Origin of the sequence: Agromyces mediolanus, from assembly GCF_014648575.1 — a bacterium.
Lineage (GTDB): Bacteria > Actinomycetota > Actinomycetes > Actinomycetales > Microbacteriaceae > Agromyces > Agromyces mediolanus.
Window position 1 is genome coordinate 43,267 of sequence record NZ_BMRJ01000005.1, and the last position, 22,586, is coordinate 65,852.

Genomic DNA, 22,586 nt, shown 5'->3' on the forward strand with positions numbered 1-22,586 from the left:
AGGGTGAACGCCATGACGCAGGACCTCGCGATCGGCATCGACATCGGCGGCACCGGCATCAAGGGGGCGGTCGTCGACCTCGCGAGCGGCGAGCTCGTCTCGCCCCGCCGAAAGGTCGCCACCCCCGAGGGCGGCCGTCCGGCCGACATCGTCGAGGCCGCGAGCACGCTCCTCGAAGAGTTCTCCGAGTCAGGCGGCGACGGGCTCCCCCTCGGCGTGTGCTTCCCCGCCGTCGTGAAGCGGGGGCTCACCCTCTCGGCGGCGAACGTCTCGCACGAGTGGATCGGCCTGCACGCCGAGGAGCTCTTCGAGCAGGCGCTCGGCCGGGACATCCACTTCATCAACGACGCCGACGCGGCGGGGGTCGCCGAGCTCCGCTACGGGGCCGCCCGCGGCGCCGACGGCCTCGTCATCCTGACCACCCTCGGCACCGGCATCGGCTCGGCGTTCCTCTACGACGGCGTGCTCGTGCCGAACACGGAGCTCGGGCATCTCGAACTCGACGGCGACGACGCCGAGCACCGCGCCGCGTACTCGGCGATGGAGCGCGAGGACCTCGACTGGGCGGAGTGGGCGAAGCGCCTGCAGCGCTACTACGCCCACCTCGAGATGCTCTTCTCCCCCGACCTGTTCGTGGTCGGCGGCGGCGTCTCGAAGCACCACGAGCAGTTCCTGCCGCTGCTCGAGCTGACCACGCCGATCGTGCCCGCCGTGCACCGAAACAACGCGGGCATCCTCGGCGCCGCCTCGCTCGCGGCCGACTGAGCGATCGCGCGCCACAGGGGGCCGGGCGGATGAGGTGCGAGCGGGCCGGCTGATACGCCGGGTTCTGTTCACCGGGCGCTTGCGCGACACCGGCTGGACGGCCATCTCTCTCGGGACCGTGTTGCCACGGCCCTCTAGCGGCCTACCCGGGAACGGGACGGGCAGCCCCATCGTTCCCTGTCTGGCCTTGCTCCGGACGAGGTTTACCGAGCCGACCGCGTCACCGCGGCCGCTGGTGGGCTCTTACCCCACCGTTTCACCCTTACCGCGGGCCGAAGCCCGAGGCGGTCTGTTTTCTGTGGCACTGTCTCGCGGGTCACCCCGGGTGGGCGTTACCCACCGTCCTGCCCTGCGGAGCCCGGACGTTCCTCGGCGCCCGATCGCTCGGGCGACGCGACCGTCTTGCCGACCCGCTCGCCGGGCCAGTCTACCGGGCGGGAGCGCCGACGCCCTGCCGCCCGGCGCGGTTCAGAGCCCGGACTCCTCGGTGCGGACCAGGATGCGGTCGCACTCGGGGCACTGCACGACCTCGTCGGGCGCCGAACGGCGCACCGCTTCGAGGTCGCTGCCCGTGAGCGTCATCGTGCAGCCGCCGCAGGTGCGCTGGCGGAGCAGCGCCGCACCCACCCCGGCTCCCCGCTCGCGGCGCTGCTCGTAGAAGGCGAGCAGTGCCTCGGGCACCGTGGCCGCGACCGTGCCGCGATCGCGGACGGCCTGCTCGCGCTCGGTCTCGAGGCCGGCGGCGGCCTCGGCCCGCTCGGACTCGAGCTGCTGCTGCGCGACGGCGATGCCGGCGCGCTCGTCGTCGATCGCCGCGACCGCGGATTCCGCGCCCTCGACGCGCTCCATCACCACGAGCTCCTGGTCCTCCAGGTCGGAGAGGCGGCGGCGGAGGGAGACGAGTTCGGACTCGAGCGCCGCGACGTCCTTCACCGAGGAGGTCTGCGTGAGGCGCTCGCTGTCGCGCGCGATACGGGCCTCGACCATCTCGACGTCGGACTCGATGCGCTTGAGCTCCGCGCGGGTGTCCTCGAGGACCCCGTGCGCCTCGGCGCGGGAGCGGCGCACGCCGTCGTCGCGGCTCGCGAGTTCGGCGAGCGGCGCCGCCTGGGGCAGGTTGCCGAGTCGGTGCGTGAGCTGGGCGATGCGGGTGTCGATCGCCTGGAGCCGCAGCAGCGTCTCCTGGTCGGCGGGGCTGGCCTTCACGTGTTGCTCCTCGTGGGGTCGGCGGTCGGGATGGCTGGACGGGTCATTGGACGACCTGGAAGTCCCAGGGGTCGGTGCGCAGCTCGGAGACGACGACGTCGAGCCCGGGCAGATCTTCGCGGAGCTCGGCGGCGGCGCGGTCGAGCCAGAGCCACTCGCTCGCCCAGTGGGAGACGTCGAGCAGCGCGGGCCCGCCGCCGACGAGCGCCTGCTCGCGCGCCTCGGAGGCGGGGTGGTGGCGGAGGTCGGCGGTGACGTAGACGTCGGCCGCGCGGACCGCGGGGTCGCCGAGCAGCGAGTCGCCAGCACCGCCGCACAGCGCGACCGTCTCGACCGGCTCGTCGAATCCGCCGGCGGCCCGGACCCCGGTCGCGGTGGGCGGCAGGAGCTCGGCGAGCCGGCGGGCGAAGCGGCCGAGCGTCGTCGGCTCGGGGAGGCGGCCGACCCGGCCGAGGCCGGTGCGGCCGTCGGGCGACGGCACGATCGGGCGGACGTCGAGCAGCCCGAGACGCTCGGCGAGCACCGCGGAGGTGCCCGTCTCGACCACGTCGGCGTTCGTGTGGGCGGCGACGAGCGCGCAGCCGCCGCGGATGAGCTTCGCGAGCACGGCGCCCTTGTAGCGGTCTTCGGCGACCGTCGTGACGCCGCGGAGCAGGAGCGGGTGGTGCGCGATCACGAGGTCGAAGCCCCCGTCGATCGCTTCGTCGACCGTCGCCTGCACGGCGTCGACGACGAGCAAGATGCGTCGGACCTCGGCCTTCGGGTCGCCGGCGACGAGCCCGGCGGCGTCCCACGGCTCCATGCCGGAGATCGGCCAGCGTCGTTCGACGACGTCGAGCACCTCGGCGAGCGTGCGGCTCATGCGCGCGGGGCCCGGTGCTCGGCGCCGGTGGAGCGCTCGCAATGGTCCACGGTCGTGCTCACCTTCCCGGCCGCGCCGGATACGCGGGTCCGTGCCTCGGACCATCGTATCGCCGAGTGCACTCCGCCAATCGAGCGTCCGTTCAGGCGACGCCAAACACTCTCGACAACCGGTCGATCGAGCCCGCGGTCCAGTCTTCAACAAACTTGACATTGCTACCGAAGAAGGACTCGGACCAAGCGTCGCGCGCGTCTAGAAACGCCACTCTTGCCAGTTCGACAAGGAGCCCTGGCTGCACCCGAATTCGGCGCTCAAGTCGCTCAAAGCCCCAGAGCGAAACATCCTCAAAGCGACGGCTGCGGCCAAACCGAAGTCCGAGATTCTCTTCCTTCGAGTACGCAGCAGTCGAAACCAGATCATACGCAGGCGACAGCCGTGGATTGCGACCATCGGGATACAGAAGCGACCAGTTCTTCAAATGAGCGTCACCGTTGCCGGAAACGATATTGAAGACCATCCGTCGCACGAATTCTTCTAGCGAGGCCGTGTCATGCCCGCGGAAGCAGAGCGCCCCAATCGTTTCGTAGGCACCGTCATACTTTCGATCCGCCGCGAACCCACGCACCTGTGCAAAGTCCTCGATGTGCAAGGGCGTCCCGTCGTCTCGGCGATCAAATCTCTTGATCGCGTACGCGAACTCTTCGTTCGATGGCCACATTCCCATCGAGATTTCAAATGCATCATCACGGTGGAGAAGGTGGATCTCTGGTACCTCGAGGCCGGAAGCAGCAGCCCACGCCATCGTTGCAAACTCGTTCTCGGGCACTGATCGGTGGACTGGGTGCGGCAATTTGACAATCCAATGCCCACCGGCGCCGTGCGCAGGGATTGTGAACCGATCACCTTGTCTCGCCATCGAGAACTTCAGCCCTACACCGGCAAGAGAGAATTTGATTGGCCCTGAAGGGAGGATCACTCCGGCGACGTTGTCAACAGGAAGGCCTCCTTGCCAAGCAATGTCGGCCCCTTTCCCATCGACGATCTGCACAGCCCCTGGAAGGTCGTGACCGACTTGAGCGAGGAGTTCCATCTCCCGTGCCGGCGAGACCCGTCGATCGCGAGCGATCAGCTCGCGCAATCGCCCTTCTGGAAGCAAATTCGCAAACCAGGCTGGAAGTCGCAGCGCCGAAGCCACATTGGATCGCTTGTGATCTTCGAACCAAAGCCCCAGTATGTTCCGGCCCGGATCCTCCCAGTACTCCGGGAGAAAACTGAAGCGGACAAAGTCGCCGCGCTGATGAAGCACACCGACTTCTTGCCCAGCCAGCATCACAGCGTGGCGAGCATCATCCCTCATCCGACGTCGAATCCTGGATCATCCAGGTCGTCCAGGTCATCCAGGTCATATTCAGCTAGGGGCGCGTTGGCCGGGAGATTCAATCCCATGCGCGCTTCAAGAAACTTCGTCACGGATGCGGCGATCGCGTCTCGCCTGAGCACGAGAAAGTCGTCGAACCGCCGCTCCAGGAGAGCGAGCGAAGCGCCTCCGCTAACAAAATGCGAGGAGGCGATCATGTCCGCATCAATGAACAGGCTCGCCGTCCGGGCAAGTACGGTCCGAGCCTCTTCAACGGCGACGTCCTCCTCGGTCAAGATGAATCTCCCCCCAACCCCCGCAGCGAGCACTGGGGCCTGAATCCGTCCTCTGGGTACCACGTCGGAAATGATCCCATGCGCGGTCTCCGCCCCGTCCAAGCTTTCGGCAAGCGACAGCGGCTCGATTACTTCCCCATCAGAGAACCTTCGTGGCCCGTGCTCGTACATCGCACAGAGCATCACTTTCGTCGCTGCGGTATTGGTCCGAAACTGATTGACGTTCGGCTTGATGAACAAGAAGTCATCCGGCACCAACGCGAGCAGCTCCTGGACAGAACCTGACTCACTCTGAGGGTTGACGCGGCTCGCGAATCCTCGGCCCATCGCAGTGGCGCTGCCGCTGAAAATTGTCGGGGCAAGGGCAGCTCGCCAGAACCAACGCACAAGGAGATCACTGTTGCGCTCCAAAGGGTCCGGGAAGTGCGCGAAGAAGCGCGCGAGCGTGACAAGGAGGTACTTGTAGGGGAGCAATGTGATGTGCGGGACACCTGCACGCTCTTGCAGAAACGCGATTGCACGACGAAGCGCCTCGTGACCGCCTTGGAAAGCCTCCTCACGACTCTCGTCGGAGGCAACATCGAGACTGGCGCCCCGTTCCTCTGCGAACTCCTGCCGGAGATCTCGAGAAAAGTCTGCGTGGCGGCGAGCCAGAATCGCGTGGAGAACAGTGTCTCCGTCGATCGTTCCGAAGCCAGTGTTCGCGAGATCGTCAGCGATCGCTTGGATCGTCATCCCATCGTCGCTGCGCTCGCTAAACAGAGCATGGAAAACCTCAGCACGCCGCAGTTTTCGCCCGGCGTTGTTTGTCCGGTCAAAGATCTCTCGAAGAGTCTCCTCATCGCTCTCGTCAACGATAGAAGCTGGGACGGAGAAATCCCTCAGCCGGACGGCTACGTTGTTTATCTCCCCGATGTACTCAGAGGCGTCCGGCCGGGCCTGAGCCCACTCGAGCAGCTGTCGCAGGTCAAAGAGTGTCGGAAGCGGCACGCGAAGATCATCCTCGCCACCGCCAAGGACAAACGCTCGTTTCGACAGATCGAAGTCAATCCTGAAACGCTCGGATGCATCGTACGCCTGTTGGGTTACCGCGTTCGCGATCGCGGTTATCCGCTGCTGTCCATCAACCACCCACATGGCCTCCGTCACCTCGGGTGCTTCAATATGCAGCTCACCCAGGCTCACTTCCGCTGCCTCCGCGCGACGCCTCCACAAGAGAAGGCTGCCCACCGGGTATCCCTTCTGGATGCTGTCAAAGAGGCTTAAGACATCTCTTCGGTCCCAACGAAAGTTCCTCTGGAACTCCGGCACCCTCAGTCGCCCCTGTGACACCAGCCCGACGAGGTCCTCGATTCGATAAACGCCCGCTGTTGTACGTGTCGCAATCTCGGGCATCTAGATTCCTATCTCGAGGCACTGCATCGTCGACTCCATCGGCGCAGATGTCGCGAAGCGCACCAGGAGTCTGGGCGCATCGACGACTCCTGCCAAGTCTGCACCAATCCTCGACTACCGAACACGAATCCGGTCCGAGTGTCGTGGGGCGCATCCTTAGGAGTCGATGGCATACACAGTTTCGGGTCTCCGAGGGGAGTCGAAACACTTGGAGAGCTCGTCGATATCGAGCCCGAGTATCTGCCTTGTTGAACTCGAGTTCGAAGCCGGAGAGCGGACCCACCGAGAATGCCTCTGACTGGCATTCAGATCCGGCGCGCGTGAGCATGAGCTATCCCGGCCGCGCCGGACACGCGGGTCCGTGCCTCGGAGACTGATTGCGTGCCACCATCAGTTTCTGCAGCTGTCGAACACCTTCCGGTGCCGAGCGGACGGTCGGAGTGTCCCATCAACATGACCGTGGAACTGCTCGGCGACCGCTGGTCCCTGATCGTCCTGCGGGACATCGTCTTCGGCGGCCATCGGCACTTCCGGGAGCTCCTCGGCAACTCGCTCGAGGGGAGCGCCTCGAACATCTTGTCCTCGCGATTGACGAAACTCGTCGAGGCGGGCCTCCTCACCCGCAACGAAGACGCGAGCCACCGGCAGAAGATCGACTATCGGCGCACGGAAGCGGCGATCGAGTTGGTCCCGGTTCTCGCGCAGCTCGGCGCGTGGGGGAATCGCTGGCTGCCCACTGCGCCGGAACTCGCGATCCGCGCTGCGATCCTCGCCGACGGCGGTCCCGAGCTGTGGGACCGCTTCATGAACGAGCTCCGCGACGTGCATCTCCATGGGAAGCCGTCGGCGGCCGACAGCGTGATGGCGGAGCTCGCCCAGGCCTCCGCACGAGCGGCGGTGGGCCCGGCCGGGCTCGAACCGACGACATCCACGGTGTAAACGTGGCGCTCTACCAACTGAGCTACAGGCCCGCACGCGAAGCGCGGCGAGGCCCAATCCTACCGGCCGGCGAGGAGCCGGGCCGTACACTCGCGGTATGCGCAGCGACGCCGACGACGGGACCGCCTCGTCCGCCGACGACGCCCCCGCCTCGCCGGTGCAGGAGCGACGGGCCGAGACGCGCTGGGCGGCGTTCACCGGCATCGTCGTGGCGGCCGCCCTCACCGCGCTCGTGCACGAGCCCGACACCGCGGTTGGGCGGACCGTCGGACTGATCGCGCTCGCGGCCATGGCGGTGCCGCTGTTCGTCATCAACCCGCATCGGCTCGATCGGCAGACGCAGTGGTCCCGGGCCCTCGCGATCGCGTTCGCATCGGTCCTCGTGCTCGTGAACCAGCTCGGCGTCGTGAACGTCATCGTGCGCCTGGTCGACGGCAGCGCCGACGGCGCGACGGTGCTGCTCGCCGCCGGACAGGTCTGGGTGACGAACGTGATCGCCTTCGGACTGCTCTACTGGGAACTCGATCGCGGCGGCCCGGTCGCCCGCGGCACGCTGCCCCGGAGCGCCCTGCCGCTCGCGGACTTCGCGTTCCCGCAGGACGACGAGGCCGATGCGGCCCGCGAGGTCGCCGCCGGTTCCTCCCGACGCGGCGACTGGCGCCCCGGCTTCGTCGACTACCTCTACGTCTCGCTCACGAACACGATGGCGTTCAGCCCGACCGACGCGATGCCGCTGCGCAGCCGCACGAAGCTGCTGATGTCGGTGCAGGCGCTCACCGGCTTCGTGCTGCTCGCGCTCGTGATCTCGCGGGCGGTGAACATCCTCGCCTGACGCCGGGCGCTCCTCGGCCGACGACGCCAGCTCAGAGCGCCGCGATGGCCTCGCGGTAGGCGGCGAGCGGCCGCGGCTCCCCCGGCGCGCTGGCGAAGGACGCCCGCACTCGGCGTTCGCGGTCGATCACGAAGGTCGCACGGGATGCCGTGCCGGCATCCTCCCGGAACGCGCCGAAGGCACGCGCCACCTCGCCGTGCGGCCAGAAGTCGGCCAGCAGCGGGAAGTCGAAGCCCTCCTGCTCGCCCCAGGCGCGCAGCGCGAACTTCGAGTCGACCGACACGCCGACGAGCTGCACCGCGGCGTCCTGGAAGAGCGGCAGATGGTCGCGGAGCTCGCACAGCTCCCCGTGGCAGATGCCCGAGAACGCGAGCGGGAAGAAGACCAACGCGACCGGCGACCGCGCGGTGAGCGCGGCCAAGGAGGTCGGCGCGCCGTGCTGGTCGGGCAGGGTGAAATCGGGTGCCTGGGCCCCTGACGGCAGGATCATTGATAGCGTCGCTTTCGGTGATGGCGCCCGAGCCATGGCCGGTCGGACCGGTGGGCTGCGGGCATAGAATCACTAGGATGGCGTGGTGCCGCTCGGGCGAGGAGTCCGCTCGGCGCGCACACGCACGAACCGCTTCGAGACTACTGAAAGAGGTCGAGTGTGACTGTCAACGACCAGGACCCTTACTCGGTCGACGCCATGGACTCCGATCCCGACGAAACGGGTGAATGGGCTGAATCCCTCGACGCTCTCGTCGCGGCGAAGGGCCACCAGCGGGCTCGCGAGATCATGCTGAGCCTGCTCAAGCGCTCCAAGGAACTGCACCTCGGCGTGCCGATGGTGCCCACCACCGATTACCTCAACACGATCGCCCCCGAGAACGAGCCCGAGTTCCCGGGCGACGAGGAGATCGAGCGCCGCTACCGCGCCTGGATCCGCTGGAACGCCGCCGTGCTCGTGCACCGCGCCCAGCGACCGGACATCGCCGTCGGCGGCCACATCTCGACCTACGCGTCGAGCGCTGCCCTCTACGAGGTCGGCTTCAACCACTTCTTCCGCGGCCAGGACCACCCCGGCGGCGGCGACCAGGTCTTCTACCAGGGCCACGCCTCCCCCGGCATGTACGCCCGCGCGTTCCTCGAGGGCCGGCTCAGCGCCGACCAGCTCGACGGCTTCCGCCAGGAGAAGTCGCACGCCCCGAACGGCCTCTCCAGCTACCCGCACCCGCGGCTCATGCCGGAGTTCTGGCAGTTCCCAACCGTGTCGATGGGCCTCGGCCCGATCAACGCGATCTACCAGGCGCAGCTCAACAAGTACCTCACCAACCGCGGCATCAAGGACGCCTCCGACCAGCACGTCTGGGCGTTCCTCGGCGACGGCGAGATGGACGAGGTCGAGAGCCGCGGTCAGCTCCAGGTCGCCGCGAACGAGGGGCTCGACAACCTCACCTTCGTGATCAACTGCAACCTGCAGCGGCTCGACGGCCCGGTGCGCGGCAACGGCAAGATCATCCAGGAGCTCGAGAGCTTCTTCCGCGGCGCCGGCTGGAACGTCATCAAGGTCATCTGGGGCCGCGAGTGGGACGACCTGCTCGCCCGCGACGACGAGGGCGCCCTGCGCAACCTCATGAACGTCACCCCCGACGGTGACTACCAGACCTACAAGGCCGAGTCGGGCGCCTACGTGCGCGAGAACTTCTTCGGCCGCGACCCGCGCGCCCTCGACCTCGTCACGCACCTGAGCGACGACGAGATCTGGGGCCTGAAGCGCGGCGGCCACGACTACCGCAAGGTCTACGCGGCGTTCAAGGCCGCGACCGAGCACAAGGGCCAGCCGACCGTCATCCTCGCGAAGACGATCAAGGGCTACGGGCTCGGACCGGCGTTCGAGGGCCGCAACGCGACCCACCAGATGAAGAAGATGACCCTCGACAACCTGAAGACCTTCAGGGACTCGATGCGCATCCCGATCAGCGACGCCCAGCTCGAGGAGAACCCCTACCTCCCGCCGTACTACCACCCGGGCGGCGAGGACCAGGCGATCCAGTACCTGCACGAGCGCCGGCGCGCGCTCGGCGGCTACACGCCCGAGCGGCGCACCTCGCACACCGCGATCTCGCTGCCGGACGACTCCGCCTACGCGATCGCGAAGAAGGGCTCCGGCACCCAGGAGATCGCCACGACCATGGCGTTCGTGCGGCTCCTGAAGGACCTGATGCGCTCGAAGGACTTCGGCCACCGCATCGTGCCGATCATCCCCGACGAGGCGCGCACCTTCGGCATGGACGCGTTCTTCCCGAACGCGAAGATCTACAACCCGAACGGCCAGCACTACACCTCGGTCGACCGCGAGCTGCTCCTCGCCTACAAGGAGAGCCCGCAGGGCCAGATCATCCACGTCGGCATCAACGAGGCCGGGGCGCTCGCCGCGTTCACCAACGTCGGCACCTCGTACTCGACGCAGGGCGAGCCGCTGATCCCGATCTACGTCTTCTACTCGATGTTCGGGTTCCAGCGCACGGGCGACGCGATCTGGGCCGCAGGCGATCAGATGGCGCGCGGCTTCATGATCGGCGCGACCGCCGGCCGCACCACGCTCACCGGCGAGGGCCTGCAGCACGCCGACGGCCACTCGCTGCTGCTCGCGGCGACGAACCCGGCGGTCGTCTCCTACGACCCGGCGTACGGCTACGAGATCGGGCACATCGTGCGCTCCGGCCTTGAGCGCATGTACGGCGGCTCGCACCCCGACCCCAACGTCATGTACTACCTCACGGTGTACAACGAGCCGATCGTGCAGCCCGCCGAGCCGGAGGGCGTCGACGTGGACGGCATCGTCCGAGGCATCCACCGCATCTCGCAGTCGCCGGTGCAGGGGCCGAAGGCCCAGCTGCTGGCGTCCGGCGTCGCGGTGCCGTGGATCCTCGAGGCGCAGCAGCTCCTCGCCGAGGACTGGGGCGTCGCGGCCGACGTGTGGAGCGTCACCAGCTGGTCGGAGCTCAACCGCGACGGCCTCGCCGCCGACGAGCACAACTTCCTGAACCCCGACGCCGAGCGCCGCGTGCCGTACCTCACGCAGAAGCTCTCGGGCGCGGCCGGCCCGTTCGTGGCGGTGTCCGACTTCATGCACGGCGTGCAGGAGCAGATCCGCCCCTACGTCCCGGGTCAGTACGCCACGCTCGGCGCCGACGGCTTCGGCTTCTCGGACACCCGCCCGGCGGCCCGTCGCTTCTTCAAGATCGACGGCCCCTCGGTCGTGGTCCGCACGCTCGAGCTCCTCGCGGAGCGCGGCGAGGTCGACCGCTCGCTCGCCGGCCAGGCGATCGCCAAGTACCGTCTGCACGACGTCAACGCCGGCACCACGGGGTCGGCCGGCGGCGAGAGCTGACGGGCGACCGGCATTGGCGACGAGGCCCCGGACGAAGGCGGAGACGCTCGCGTGGTTGCGCACCATCTCGGGCGAGCTGTCCACCCAGACGCTGAAGCGACTGGAGGACACGCTCCCCTGGTACGGTGACATGCCGCCGAGCCGACGCTCGGCCGTGGGCCTCGTCGCACAGGCGGGCATCACCTCGTTCATCTCCTGGTTCGACGACCCGCGCTCCACGCCGTGGATCGCCGCCGACGTGTTCGGCGCGGCGCCCCGGGAACTGCTCCGCTCGGTGAGCCTGCAGCAGACGCTGCAGCTCATCCGGGTCGTGGTCGAGGTCGTCGAGGAGCGGGTGAAGGACGGCGGCGAGCCGCTGCGCGAGGCGATCCTGCTCTACTCGCGGGAGATCGCCTTCGCTGCGGCCGACGTCTACGCGCGCGCCGCCGAGGCGCGCGGGCTCTGGGACGCGCGGCTCGAGGCGCTCGTGGTCGACTCGATCCTCTCGGGCGAGTACGACGACGAGCTGCCGAGCCGCATCGCGGCCCTCGGCTGGCACGGCCACGGCGAGGTCGCGGTGCTCGTCGGCACGGCGCCGAAGCAGTTCGACGTCGACCAGGTGCGCCGCGCCGCGCGGCACATGCACGCCGACGTGCTGATCGGCGTGCAGGGCAACCGGCTCGTCGTCGTCATCGGCCGCGCCGACCCGCAGGCGCGCGAGGGCGGCGAGGAGACCATCGGCACCGCCCCGGCGCTCAGCTTCCTCGAGATCGCGACGCAGCTCGAACCGCAGTTCGGCGCGGGGCACCTCGTGCTCGGGCACGAGGTGCCGAACCTCGTGGATGCCTCGAAGAGCGCGAAGGCGGCCCTCGCGGGCTTCGCGGTCGCGCGGTCATGGCGGCACGCCCCGCGACCGGTGCACGCCGACGACCTGTTGCCCGAACGGGCGCTCGCGGGCGACCCGCTCGCCCGGGCGACGCTCGTGCACCGCATCTACCGGCCGCTCCAGGCCCACTCGACCGAGCTGCTGACGACGCTCTGGAGCTACCTCGACAACGGCCGCTCGCTCGAGGCGACCGCCAGGGAGCTGTTCGTGCACCCGAACACCGTGCGCTACCGGCTGAAGCGCGTCTCGGACGTGATCGGCTACGACGCGACGGGCGCGCGCGAGGCGCTGATCCTGCAGTCGGCGCTCATCGTCGGTTCCATGAGCGATCACGAGGCGCAGCCGCGCCGGCGCAGCGCGAACTGACGGCAGCCGCCCGAGCGCGGCATCTGTGCCCCGCGCACAAGGGTTTTCCGCAGACCTTGTGGCGTGTGCACACCCACGACCGTCCAGGCGTTGGCAGACTAGTCGGGTGATCGTCGTCGTCTGCCCTGGACAGGGCTCGCAGACCCCCGGATTCCTCACCCCCTGGCTCGAGGACCCGGCGCGCGCCGCGCGCCTGGCCGAGCTCTCGGCCGCGGCCGATCTCGACCTCGCCGAGCACGGCACGGTGAGCGACGCCGAGACCATCCGCGACACGAAGGTGGCGCAGCCGCTCATCGTGGCGGCCGGCATCCTGACGCTCGAGGCGCTCTTCGACGGCGGCCGCGCCACCGGCGTGGGCGGCATCGCCGGGCACTCGGTCGGCGAGATCACCGCGGCAGCAGGCAGCGGCGTGCTGGACGCGAGCGAGGCCATGCGCTTCGTCGCGGCCCGCGGTCGGGCCATGGCGGATGCCGCAGCCGAGGTCGCGACCGGCATGAGCGCCGTCCTCGGCGGCGACGAGCAGGAGCTCCTCGCCCGCCTCGCCGAGCTCGGCCTCGAGCCGGCGAACTACAACGGCGGCGGCCAGATCGTCGTCGCCGGCGCGCTCGACGCCCTCGAGCAGCTGAAGGCCGAACCGCCCGCCGGCACCCGGGTCATCCCACTGCAGGTCGCCGGCGCCTTCCACACCCGCTACATGCGCCCCGCCGTCGACCGGCTCGCCGAGGTCGCGGCCACGCTCTCCCCCGCCGACCCCGTGCTCCCGCTCTGGACGAACCGCGACGGCAGCCGGGTCGAGTCGGGCGCCGCCTTCGTCGAACTCCTCGTCGGCCAGGTCTCCTCGCCCGTGCGCTGGGACCTCGACATGACCGCCTTCGCCGACGCCGGCGTCACCGGGATCATCGAGCTCGCCCCCGCGGGCGCGCTCGTCGGGCTCGCCAAGCGCGGGCTGAAGGGCGTGCCGACCGTCGCCGTGAAGACGCCCGACGATCTCGCCGCCGCGGCCGAGCTGATCGCCGCTCAGGCCGCCTGAGCCCCCGACCCCCGAGAAGAAGCAGAGAAGAGTCGAAGCGCATGACCAAGCCGACCCTGCAGCAGTCGCACGGCCCCGCCTACACGCGGATCTACGCGATGGGCGCCGCCCGCGGCGAGCACGCAGTGCCGAACGACGAGCTGATCGGTCCGATCGACTCCTCCGACGAGTGGATCCAGCAGCGCACCGGCATCGTCACCCGCACCCGCGCGAGCGCCGCCGTGAGCGCGCTCGACCTGGCGACGGAGGCCGCACAGGAGGCGATCGCGAAGTCCGGGATCTCCCCCGAGCTCATCGACCTCGTCATCGTCGCCACGATCTCCAACGTGCAGCAGACGCCGTCGATGGCCGCGGTGCTGGCCGACCGGGTGGGGGCGAACCCCGCGGCCGCCTACGACGCCAATGCCGCCTGCGCGGGCTACGCCTACGCGGTCGCCCAGGCCGACGCGCTCATCCGCACCGGCGTCGCGCACTACGCACTCGTCGTCGGCGCCGAGAAGCTCTCCGACGTCGTGGACCCGACCGACCGCAGCATCTCCTTCCTGCTCGGCGACGGTGCGGGCGCCGCGGTGATCGGGCCGAGCGACTTCCCCGGCATCGCCCGCACCGTCTGGGGCTCCGACGGGTCGAAGGCCGGCGCGGTCGGCATGAACCGCACGCTCGTCGAGTACCGCGACGGCGAGGGCGAGTGGCCGACGCTGCGCCAGGAGGGCCAGACGGTCTTCCGCTGGGCCGTGTGGGACATGGCGAAGGTCGCGAAGCAGGCCCTCGACGCCGCCGGCATCACGAGCGCCGACCTCTCGGCCTTCATCCCGCACCAGGCGAACATGCGCATCATCGACGAGTTCGCCAAGCAGCTGAAGCTGCCTGAGTCGGTCGTCATCGCCCGCGACATCGCGACGACGGGCAACACCTCGGCCGCGTCCATCCCGCTCGCGACGCACCGCCTGCTCGAGGAGCACCCCGAGCTGTCCGGCGGCCTCGCGCTGCAGATCGGCTTCGGCGCCGGACTCGTGTTCGGCGCCCAAGTGGTGGTTCTTCCCTGAACCACCGGTCCCCGTCCCTCTAGACTGTGTCTCGGTCAAACGAGACACCCCTGCAAGGAGAAGAACCATGGCATTGTCCAACGAAGAAGTGCTGGCCGGCCTGGCCGAGCTCATCAACGACGAGACCGGCATCGCGACCGACACGGTGGAGCTGGACAAGTCGTTCACCGATGACCTCGACATCGACTCCATCTCGATGATGACGATCGTCGTCAACGCCGAGGAGAAGTTCGATGTCAAGATCCCCGACGAAGAGGTGAAGAACCTCAAGACCGTCGGCGACGCCGTCAGCTTCATCGTCAAGGCCCAGGCCTAGGCATCGCGACGAGCGGGCCGCCCAGGCGGCCCGCTCGCACGGTCCTCGTCCCGTTTCCTCCCGGAGTGTTTTCGTCATGACCAAGAACATCGTCGTCACCGGCATCGGTGCGAGTTCGCCGCTCGGTGGAACCGCCCCCGAGAGCTGGGACGCCCTGCGCGCCGGCGTGTCCGGCGCCCGCAGCCTCGAGCACGACTGGGTCGAGAAGTACGAGCTTCCCGTCACCTTCGCGGCCGAGGCCATCGTGCGCCCCGAGGCCGTCCTCGAGCGCCCCGTCGCCAAGCGGCTCGACCCCGCCTCCCAGTTCGCGCTCATCGCCGCCAAGGAGGCCTGGGCCGACGCCGGCGCCCCCGAGGTCGACCCCGAGCGTCTCGGCGTCGACTTCGCGACCGGCATCGGCGGCGTCTGGACGCTGCTCGACGCCTGGGACACGCTGCGCGAGCGCGGCCCCCGCCGCGTGCTGCCCATGACCGTGCCGATGCTCATGCCGAACGCCGCCGCGGGCAATCTCTCGCTGCACTTCGGCGCCCGCGCCTACGCGAGCACCTATGCGAGCGCGTGCGCCTCGAGCACCGAGTCGCTCGTGAACGCCGTCAAGCACCTGCAGGACGGCCTCGCCGACATCGTCATCGCGGGTGGCACCGAGTCGGCCATCCACCCCATCACGATCGCGTCCTTCGCGTCGATGCAGGCCCTCTCGCGCCGCAACGACGACCCGGCGCACGCCTCGCGTCCGACGAGCATCGACCGCGACGGCTTCGTCATGGGCGAGGGCGCCGGAGCGCTCATCCTCGAGACCGAGGAGCACGCCAAGGCCCGCGGCGCGAAGATCTACGCCTACGTGGTCGGCGGCGGCGTCACGGCCGACTCGTACCACATCACGGCCAACGACCCCGAGGGCCGCGGTGCGTCCCGGGCGGTCGAGCTCGCACTCGCCCAGGCCGGCGCGACGCCCGACGAGGTCACGCACATCAACGCGCACGCGACCTCGACGCCGGTGGGCGACCCGAACGAGTACCAGGCGCTGAAGAACGTGTTCGGCAGCCGCATCGACGACATCCCCGTGTCGGCGACCAAGGCGTCGACGGGCCACCTCCTGGGCGGCACGGGCGCGCTCGAGGCGATCTTCACGATCTTCGCGATCCGCGACCGTCAGGCGCCGCCGACGATCAACCTCACCGAGCAGGACCCCGAGGTCCCGTTCCGCGTCTCCGGCGAGTCGCAGGATCTGGGCGCCGGCGACCAGCTCGCGATCTCGAACTCCTTCGGCTTCGGCGGGCACAACGCGGTCATCGCGTTCCGCTCCGCATGATCCGACGCCGTTCGCACGGCGCATGACGACGGGCCCGGTGGGATTCCCACCGGGGCCGTCGACATCGGGCCGCCCGCTTCGCTCGTACGGTCGCCGGGAATCTCATCCGACCTCCGCGTCGCGCCGCAGGCGACCCGCGGCATCCGCTCAGCCCACCTGGTGCAACCAGACGACCGGAGCGAAGTCGCTCGCATGGCGGAACGGCTCGAGCTCGTCGTCCCACGCCTGACCGAGTGCGAGGCGCAGCTCGCGGTGCAGTTCGACCGGGTCGTGCCCGGCCAGCTCGAGCGCGTACCGGACGCGGTCCTCGGGGACCACGGCGTTGCCGGCGCTGTCGGTCTGCGCGAAGTGGATGCCGAGGTCCGGCGTGTGCATCCAGCGCGCGCCGTCGCTGCCGGCACCGGGGTCCTCGCTCACCTCGAACCGCACATGGTCCCAGCCGCGCAGCGCCGAGGCGAGCCGCGCGCCGTCGCCCTGCGCGCCCTCCCAGTAGTACTCCGCGCGCATGCTGCCGCGCAGCACCGGCTGCTCCTGCCAGTCGAAGTTCACGGGCACGCCGAGCGTGCGTCCTACCGCCCACTCGACGTGGGGGCAGATCGCTCGTGGCGAGGAGTGCACGAACAGCACTCCTCGCGCGGCGCGCGTGGCCCGCGTGAGCTGCTCCGCCATCTCTACTCCGTTCTCTGAGGTGCGTCTTCCCCTACGACCTCGGAACGAACGGGCGGATCTTCGATTGCCGACGGCACTGCCGTCACCCGCGATTATGCCTCGCATCAGGCGGAATGACAAGAATTCCCGGCGCGTCGCGGCCGGAGACGGCGTGGCGGACCCCTCCCCGGGAACACTATGCTCGGTGAGGAGTTCTTCAGCTCAGGATCGGAGGCGCACGGTGGCCGTTCGCGAAGCACTGCTCGCACTGCTCGGCATGGGCCCGGCCTACGGCTTCGCCCTGCACGGCGGCCTCGCCGAACGCACGGGCGGCCGGCGTGCGATCAACGTCGGCCAGAGCTACGCCACGCTCGAGCGCGCCTCGAAGGCGGGGCTGATCACCTCGGCCGGCGCGACCGACGACGGCTTGCCGCTGCACCGGCTCACCGCGAGCGGCGAGACGGTGGTCGCGGGATGGCTCTCCGGTACGGATGCCTCGGGCGCCGACCCGTGGGACGAGAGCCTCGACCGCGTGCTCATCGCCGCGTCGCTGCCCGAGGTGCCGCTCTCCCCCGTGCTCGCGGCCGAACGCGAACGCTGGCTCGCGCGGCTCGCCGCCGCGAGCGAGGTGGCCGCCAACGCCGCCTCGGCCGGCGAACAGCCTGAGGCGGATGCCTCGGCCGGCGCCCGTCTGGGCCGGCTGGCCGCCGCTGCCGATGCGGCGCGCGCTCGGGCCGCCCTGGCGTGGCTCGACGAGGTCGACGCCGCGGAGGACGCCGCAGCGCTCGCGTTCGCCCCCTCGGACGTGCGCCCGAAGCGCGGTCGACGCCGTTCGGCTCAGCCCTCGGCCAGCGCGTAGCTGTCGACGACGGCGAGGTCGAGCGGGAAGTCGAGGGGGAAGTCGCCGAAGAGCAGGCGACCCGCCTCGGCCGCGCACTCGGCGACCGCCGCCGCGACCTCCTCGGCACGCTCGGCCGGCGTGTGCACGATGATCTCGTCGTGCAGGTAGTAGACGAGATGCGGCGTCGCCTCGAACACCGGGCCGGACGCCGCCGCTCGGTTCGCGGACGGCTCCATCGCGGCGAGGCGAGAGCGGAGCGCCGCCATCCAGCACAGGGACCACTCCGCGGCGCTGCCCTGGACGACGAAGTTGCGGGTGAAGCGGCCCCAGTCGCGCGCGGAGCTGCGGGCGCGGCGCTCGTCGGCCGGGCTGGCCTCCGGCTCGCTCGCACGCTGCTGCACCTCCCGCCAGCTCGCGGGCGGCAGCGGGGAGGAGCGGCCGAGGTTCGTCGTGACGCTGCCGCCGCGCTCGCCCTGGGCCGCGGCCCGGTCGACGAGCGCCATCGCCCGCGGGAAGGCCCGCGCGAGTCGTGGCACGAGCCTTCCGCTGTCGCCCGTCGTCGCGCCGTACATGGCGCCGAGCACGGCGATCTTCGCCTGGTCGCGCTCCTCGACCACGCCGGCCTCGACGATGCCGCGGTACACGTCGCGACCGCGGGCCGCGTCGGCCATCGCCTCGTCGCGGGCGAGCGCGGCGAGCACGCGCGGTTCGAGCTGCGCGGCATCGGCCACCACGAGCCGCCAGCCGGGATCGGCGACCACCGCGCTGCGGACGAGCTTCGGCAGCTGCAGCGCGCCACCGCCGGAGGTCGCCCAACGCCCGGTCGCAGTGCCACCCGGGACGTAGTCGGGGCGGAACCGGCCGTCGACGATCCACTCGTCGAGCCACGCCCAACCGTTCGCGCTCGCGAGCCTGGCGAGCTTCTTGTAGGCGATCAGCGGCTCGATGGCGGGGTGCTCGTGCTCGCGCAACTCCCAGCGGCTGGTGGACTCGACGGGGATGCCCGCCGCGCGGAGCGCGCGGAGCACCTCGAGCTGCGAATCGAGGTTCAGCCCCGGCGCCTCGAGCTCACGACGCACGGCGGCCGCGAACCGCTCCATGTGCTCGGGCTTGGCCCCCGGGCGCGGCCTCGGCCCGAGCGTGGTCTCGAGCACTCGTTCATGCACCTCGCGGCTCCACGGCAGACCTGCGGCGTGCAGTTCGGCCCCGATCAGCGCCCCAGCGGACTCGGCCGCGAGCAGCAGACGCATGGCCCGCGGCCGCGCACTGTCGGCCGTGAGCGCCCGTTGGCGGGCGTCTTCGGCGAGCACCTCGTCGAGGCTCGGCCCGGGAGCGCCGGCTCCGCCCTGGTCGCCATCGAAGTCGTCGAAGTCGAACAGTGCGGTGCCGAGCGCGGCGGGCGCCGGCGCGAGCTGCCCGGCGCGGAGCCGGGCGATCCATGCGGGCGCCGCGGCGGCTCCGTGCTCGCGCACCGTCGCCGTGTCGGTGGAGTGGTCGAGGATCGCCGCGGCGAGCAGCAGGTCGTCGCATCGCTCGATGCGCACCCCCGCGGCGAGCAGCTTCGGGTACCACTGCCGGGTGTCGCTCCAGACCCAGCGCGGGGACTCGTCGCGCTCGAAGGCGGCGACCGTCGCCGGGAGCTCGCCTGCGGGAACCGCTGCGAGCGGCTGCCCGGGCGCGTCGGGGTCGACGAGGGCGATCAGGCCGTCGTCGCGGGGGCCGATCGCGATGCGCACGTTCCCAGTGTGGCCCACGCCGGCGACATCGCCGGCGCGCGTGTCGGTGGTGCCCCCGAGCATGGCGGCATGAGGACGAGTGCGAACCCGGAGGCCCGGCATGGCTGAGGTGAGCTTCCGCTGCGGGCACGGCGGCGACCCGGAGCGGGGCGCCGTCCGCCTCTCCCGCGTCTGCCCGCTGTGCATGCTCATCGCCGAGACCCAGCGCTCGCGCGGCGAACTGCTGCGCCGCGCGACTCCGCCCGAGCGCGGGCGGCTCGCCCGCGAGACCCGCATCGGCGCCGAGTACGAGTGGCGCTGCGAACGCGGGCACGACCGCTACCGGGCGAGCGTGCGCGAGCAGCTCACCGGCACCGCGTGCGCGAAGTGCCGTACGAGCGCGGGCGCCCCGGCCGCACGGCGCGAGGCCGGCGTCGCCTTCATGAACCCCGGCCTGCGCACCCGCACCTCGATGACCGAGCAGCGGCTCAAGGGGCTCCTCGGCGAACGCATCCGGCTGCACCACCGCGTGAACGCGGTCCGGGTCGCGCGCACCTTCTTCGGGCGCAACGAGGTCTGGCCCGACATCCTCGTCCCGCAGCTGCGCATCGCGATCGAGTACGACGACCCCGGACGCTCGCGGCGGGCCCATCTGGGGCTGAAGGAGGCGTCCGACCGGGAGAAGGACGAAGCGCTCGCCGAGGTCGGCTGGGACGTCATCCGCGTCCGTGGCGGCGGGCTCGAGCCGCTCGGCCCGAACGACGTCGTCTGCCGCACGGTCGACGGCCGCGTCGCCGACGAGATCGTCGAGCGCATGGTGCGGCTCCGCGGCGCCGACGCGGTCGAGGCGCTCGCCGTCGTCACGCCGGTCGGAGGCGCGCCGGCCTGAGCCGCGCCGAGCTGAGGCGACGGGTCCGGCGAACGAGCTCGCGGCGGGCGAGCTGCCGCGCGTCAGTCGTGGTCGGCGGCCCGGTCGGGGAACCGCCAGCGCCGGGGCCGGTCCGCGATCCGCTCTCCGGCGAGGCGACGGTCGAGGTACTTCATCACGAGCCCGGCCCCGATGAGCGCCGCGCCGAGCGGTGCGAGCAGCGCTCGGGCGAGCGCCATGACGATCTCGTAGACGCCGATGACGAGCGACCACTCCTCGGTGTTGACGGCCCACCAGGGACCGCTCACCAGGAACGGTGCGGTCGCGATCAGGATCCCGCCGAGGAGGGCGATCCCGATCCCCCAGGAGATCACCGTCTTCGGCATCGATTCGACCGTCACGCCTCGACCCTATCCGGACCGGCCCGTCCGATCAGCGATGCGGGGCCGGAGCTCTGCCGATAGGGTGAACGCACTCCCACTTCCACCCGACCAGAGAGGCCCGGCGACGTGCTCCTCCCCTTCCTCATCGTCGGAGGCGTCGGCCTCGCCCTCCTCCTCGTCTCACTGATCCTCGGCGACATCCTCGATCACTTCGAGATCGGCGACGGCGCGATCTCCGGCACGGCGCTCGCCGTCGGCCTCGTCGTGTTCGGCGCCGCGGGCACACTCACCGCCTCGCTCGGCCTCGAACTCGTCTGGGCCTACGTGCTCGCGGCCGCGCTCGCCGTCGTCGCCTACGTGCTGAGCGTGCTCGTGGTGCGCAATCTCACCCGCAGCTCCGACGGCGCCCCCGTCTCCGCCGTGGGCCTCGGCGGCGTCGCCCGCTCCGACATCTCCCCCGCCGGCGGCGAGGTCAGCCTCGACGGCCCCGGCGAGCTCGAGCGCCGCATGGCGTACTCCGCCGAGCCCATCGCCGAGGGCTCGCGCGTGCGCGTCGTCGAGCAGGCCGGCAGCCGGGTGAAGGTCGTCGCCGACTAGCCCCCGCGTGCCCGCACGGCACACCAGAGACTCCCCCGGGCGCCCCCGCGCGCCGATCCCCGCCCCGAACCGAGAAGGAAGCCCCCATGCTCGACCCGACCCTCATCCAGGTGATCGCGATCATCGCGCTCGTCATCGCCCTGCTCGGCCTGCTCGTCTTCATCGCCCGGCGCATCCGCCGCGTGCCGCCGAACGAGGCCCTCGTCATCGTCGGCCGCGGCGCCGGCCGCGCCTCCCCGGAGCAGGCCAGCGGCCAGCGCGTCGTCATCGGTGGCCGCACCTTCGTCTGGCCGATCCTCCAGCAGGGCTTCTCGATCTCGCTCGAGCAGCGCCAGATCGGCATCACGGTCGAGGGCGTCGACAAGAACCGCATCAAGATCGCGATCAAGGCGTCCATCAACTTCAAGGTCTCCGGCAACGAGGACGGCGTGCGCCGCGCGGCCCAGCGCTTCCTCTCGCAGCAGCAGCTGCTCACCGAGATCATCAAGGAATCGCTCGAGGGCTCGCTGCGCTCCATCGTCGGCGACATGACGATCGAGCAGATCATCTCCGACCGCAAGAGCCTCTCCGACCGGGTCGTCTCCGAGACCAAGGCCGACCTCGTCGAGCAGGGCCTGCAGGTCGATCTGCTGAACATCTCCGACATCTCGACCCCGGGCAGCGACTACCTCGCGAACCTCGGCCGCGCCGAGGCCGCCCGCGCCCGCCAGGTCGCCGAGATCAGCGAGGCCGAGGCCGCCCGCGCGAGCGAGTTCGCGCGCATCGAGGCCGCCGAGCAGATCGCCGAACGCCAGAAGGCCCTGAGCCTGCGCCAGGCGTCGATCAAGGCCGAGACCGACCGCGCGAACGCTGAAGCCGAGGCATCCGGCCTGCTCGCGAAGGCCGAGCAGGACAAGCTCGTCGCCACCGAGGAGCGCGAGGCGCTCGCCGAGCAGGCGCTCGTGACCCAGGAGCGCCTCGACATCGACGTCCGCAAGCCCGCCGAGGCCGAGGCGTACGCCGAAGTGCAGCGCGCGAACGCGCAGCGAGACGCGGCGAACGCGGCGACCGAGGCCGACGCCTACAAGCGCACCAAGATCGCCGAGGCGAACAAGGTCGCCGCGGTGCAGGACGCCGAGGCCGCCGCGACCTCGGTGCGCTTCGCCGGTGAGGCCGAGCGCGACCGTCAGGTGGCCCTCGCCGCCGGTATCCGCGCCGACGGCGAGGCGAAGGCCGCCGCCATCCAGGCCGAGGGTCTCGCCGAGGCGGCCGCGACCGACGCGAAGGCGCAGGCGCTCAAGAAGTACGGCGAGGCCGCCCTCGCGCAGGAGATCATCTCGCGGCTGCCCGAGATCGTGCGCGCCGCCGCCGAGCCGATCTCGAACATCGACACCCTCACGGTCGTCTCCACCGACGGCGCGAGCGCAGTGACGAAGACCGTCGGACAGGTGCTCGGCGAGGGCACCGAGGTCGTGAAGTCGCTCACCGGGCTCGACGTCTCGTCGATCCTCGCCGGCCTGGCCGGCGGCGCGGTCGTGAAGCAGGCCGAGGAGCCTGCGGTCGCGAAGTAGCGCGACGCACGCGCAGCGCGG

The 22,586-nt window shown here is 70.4% G+C and carries 21 protein-coding genes, 1 tRNA gene and 1 other RNA gene; 13 read left to right on the forward strand and 10 right to left on the reverse strand.

The genetic code is table 11. The annotated features are described in order from the left end of the window. Nucleotides 1-12 precede the first annotated feature (12 nt). A complete protein-coding gene (gene ppgK, locus IEY71_RS16145) occupies nt 13-765 on the forward strand; it encodes a polyphosphate--glucose phosphotransferase (protein WP_189086410.1) in 753 nt (250 codons plus the stop codon). 37 nt (nt 766-802) lie between these two features. On the opposite strand, the gene rnpB is transcribed toward ppgK, so the two are convergent. The 5 genes from rnpB to IEY71_RS16170 all read right to left on the reverse strand — a co-directional run bounded on the left by rnpB (nt 803) and on the right by IEY71_RS16170 (nt 5,881). Continuing rightward, nucleotides 803-1,178: RNase P RNA component class A (gene rnpB, locus IEY71_RS16150), an RNA gene on the reverse strand. 55 nt (nt 1,179-1,233) lie between these two features. Then, nucleotides 1,234-1,971: a zinc ribbon domain-containing protein gene (locus IEY71_RS16155; protein WP_189086411.1), complete on the reverse strand. Its 738-nt coding sequence runs from the start codon at nt 1,969-1,971 to the stop codon at nt 1,234-1,236. A 43-nt stretch (nt 1,972-2,014) separates the two neighbouring features. Beyond that, complete coding sequence (locus IEY71_RS16160; protein ID WP_189086412.1) at nt 2,015-2,833, reverse strand: Nif3-like dinuclear metal center hexameric protein; 819 nt, start codon at nt 2,831-2,833, stop codon at nt 2,015-2,017. Between the two features lie 142 nt (nt 2,834-2,975). Beyond that, on the reverse strand, nt 2,976-4,190 hold the full coding sequence (locus IEY71_RS16165) for a type II toxin-antitoxin system HipA family toxin (protein WP_189086413.1): 1,215 nt from the start codon (nt 4,188-4,190) through the stop codon (nt 2,976-2,978). Next, complete coding sequence (locus tag IEY71_RS16170; RefSeq protein ID WP_189086414.1) at nt 4,187-5,881, reverse strand: DUF262 domain-containing protein; 1,695 nt, start codon at nt 5,879-5,881, stop codon at nt 4,187-4,189. Before IEY71_RS16170 ends, IEY71_RS16165 begins: the two co-directional genes overlap by 4 nt. A gap of 453 nt (nt 5,882-6,334) precedes the next feature. On the opposite strand from IEY71_RS16170, the gene IEY71_RS16175 reads away from it, so the two are divergent. Beyond that, complete coding sequence (locus IEY71_RS16175; RefSeq protein ID WP_189086521.1) at nt 6,335-6,820, forward strand: winged helix-turn-helix transcriptional regulator; 486 nt, start codon at nt 6,335-6,337, stop codon at nt 6,818-6,820. Here IEY71_RS16175 and IEY71_RS16180 read toward each other — a convergent pair. Beyond that, nucleotides 6,780-6,852 (reverse strand) — tRNA-Val (locus IEY71_RS16180). The two genes, IEY71_RS16175 and IEY71_RS16180, sit on opposite strands and share 41 nt — an antisense overlap. Before the next feature lie 65 nt (nt 6,853-6,917). Here IEY71_RS16180 and IEY71_RS16185 point away from each other — a divergent pair. Then, nucleotides 6,918-7,652, forward strand: a complete 735-nt coding sequence (locus IEY71_RS16185) for a hypothetical protein (protein ID WP_189086415.1) — start codon at nt 6,918-6,920, stop codon at nt 7,650-7,652. Between the two features lie 31 nt (nt 7,653-7,683). Here IEY71_RS16185 and IEY71_RS16190 read toward each other — a convergent pair whose 3' ends face one another. Further along, entirely contained in the window at nt 7,684-8,142 is a 459-nt protein-coding gene (locus tag IEY71_RS16190; RefSeq protein WP_189086416.1) for a peroxiredoxin, read from the reverse strand. 159 nt (nt 8,143-8,301) lie between these two features. Between IEY71_RS16190 and aceE the strand changes: the two genes are divergently transcribed. The 6 genes from aceE to IEY71_RS16220 all read left to right on the forward strand — a co-directional run bounded on the left by aceE (nt 8,302) and on the right by IEY71_RS16220 (nt 15,963). Beyond that, nucleotides 8,302-11,028 carry a pyruvate dehydrogenase (acetyl-transferring), homodimeric type gene (gene aceE / locus IEY71_RS16195; protein WP_189086417.1) on the forward strand — a complete coding sequence of 909 codons (2,727 nt, stop codon included), beginning with the start codon at nt 8,302-8,304 and terminating at the stop codon, nt 11,026-11,028. A gap of 13 nt (nt 11,029-11,041) precedes the next feature. Then, nucleotides 11,042-12,259: a PucR family transcriptional regulator gene (locus IEY71_RS16200; protein ID WP_229781807.1), complete on the forward strand. Its 1,218-nt coding sequence runs from the start codon at nt 11,042-11,044 to the stop codon at nt 12,257-12,259. A gap of 106 nt (nt 12,260-12,365) precedes the next feature. Then, nucleotides 12,366-13,289, forward strand: coding sequence for an ACP S-malonyltransferase (locus IEY71_RS16205; RefSeq protein WP_189086419.1), 924 nt, complete (start codon nt 12,366-12,368; stop codon nt 13,287-13,289). A gap of 41 nt (nt 13,290-13,330) precedes the next feature. Then, nucleotides 13,331-14,335 (forward strand): beta-ketoacyl-ACP synthase III, encoded by a 1,005-nt coding sequence (locus IEY71_RS16210; protein ID WP_189086420.1) that lies wholly within the window; start codon nt 13,331-13,333, stop codon nt 14,333-14,335. Nucleotides 14,336-14,402: 67 nt separating this feature from the next. Further along, complete coding sequence (locus IEY71_RS16215) at nt 14,403-14,651, forward strand: acyl carrier protein (protein WP_189086421.1); 249 nt, start codon at nt 14,403-14,405, stop codon at nt 14,649-14,651. A 76-nt stretch (nt 14,652-14,727) separates the two neighbouring features. Continuing rightward, the gene (locus IEY71_RS16220; RefSeq protein WP_189086422.1) at nt 14,728-15,963 is read left to right on the forward strand and encodes a beta-ketoacyl-[acyl-carrier-protein] synthase family protein; all 1,236 of its coding nucleotides are present in this window, start codon (nt 14,728-14,730) and stop codon (nt 15,961-15,963) included. A gap of 147 nt (nt 15,964-16,110) precedes the next feature. On the opposite strand, the gene IEY71_RS16225 is transcribed toward IEY71_RS16220, so the two are convergent. Beyond that, complete coding sequence (locus IEY71_RS16225; RefSeq protein ID WP_189086423.1) at nt 16,111-16,632, reverse strand: DUF3145 domain-containing protein; 522 nt, start codon at nt 16,630-16,632, stop codon at nt 16,111-16,113. A gap of 220 nt (nt 16,633-16,852) precedes the next feature. On the opposite strand from IEY71_RS16225, the gene IEY71_RS16230 reads away from it, so the two are divergent. After that, the gene (locus tag IEY71_RS16230) at nt 16,853-17,470 is read left to right on the forward strand and encodes a PadR family transcriptional regulator (RefSeq protein ID WP_189086424.1); all 618 of its coding nucleotides are present in this window, start codon (nt 16,853-16,855) and stop codon (nt 17,468-17,470) included. On the opposite strand, the gene IEY71_RS16235 is transcribed toward IEY71_RS16230, so the two are convergent. Beyond that, a complete protein-coding gene (locus IEY71_RS16235) occupies nt 17,449-19,251 on the reverse strand; it encodes a bifunctional 3'-5' exonuclease/DNA polymerase (protein WP_189086425.1) in 1,803 nt (600 codons plus the stop codon). The two genes, IEY71_RS16230 and IEY71_RS16235, sit on opposite strands and share 22 nt — an antisense overlap. 37 nt (nt 19,252-19,288) lie before the next feature. Between IEY71_RS16235 and IEY71_RS16240 the strand changes: the two genes are divergently transcribed. Further along, nucleotides 19,289-20,056 (forward strand): putative endonuclease domain-containing protein, encoded by a 768-nt coding sequence (locus tag IEY71_RS16240; RefSeq protein WP_189086426.1) that lies wholly within the window; start codon nt 19,289-19,291, stop codon nt 20,054-20,056. A 62-nt stretch (nt 20,057-20,118) separates the two neighbouring features. Here IEY71_RS16240 and IEY71_RS16245 read toward each other — a convergent pair whose 3' ends face one another. Next, nucleotides 20,119-20,436, reverse strand: a complete 318-nt coding sequence (locus IEY71_RS16245) for a hypothetical protein (protein ID WP_189086427.1) — start codon at nt 20,434-20,436, stop codon at nt 20,119-20,121. 108 nt (nt 20,437-20,544) lie between these two features. Between IEY71_RS16245 and IEY71_RS16250 the strand changes: the two genes are divergently transcribed. Further along, on the forward strand, nt 20,545-21,015 hold the full coding sequence (locus tag IEY71_RS16250) for an NfeD family protein (RefSeq protein ID WP_189086428.1): 471 nt from the start codon (nt 20,545-20,547) through the stop codon (nt 21,013-21,015). An 86-nt stretch (nt 21,016-21,101) separates the two neighbouring features. Continuing rightward, nucleotides 21,102-22,565: a flotillin family protein gene (locus IEY71_RS16255; RefSeq protein ID WP_189086429.1), complete on the forward strand. Its 1,464-nt coding sequence runs from the start codon at nt 21,102-21,104 to the stop codon at nt 22,563-22,565. Nucleotides 22,566-22,586: the final 21 nt, after the last annotated feature.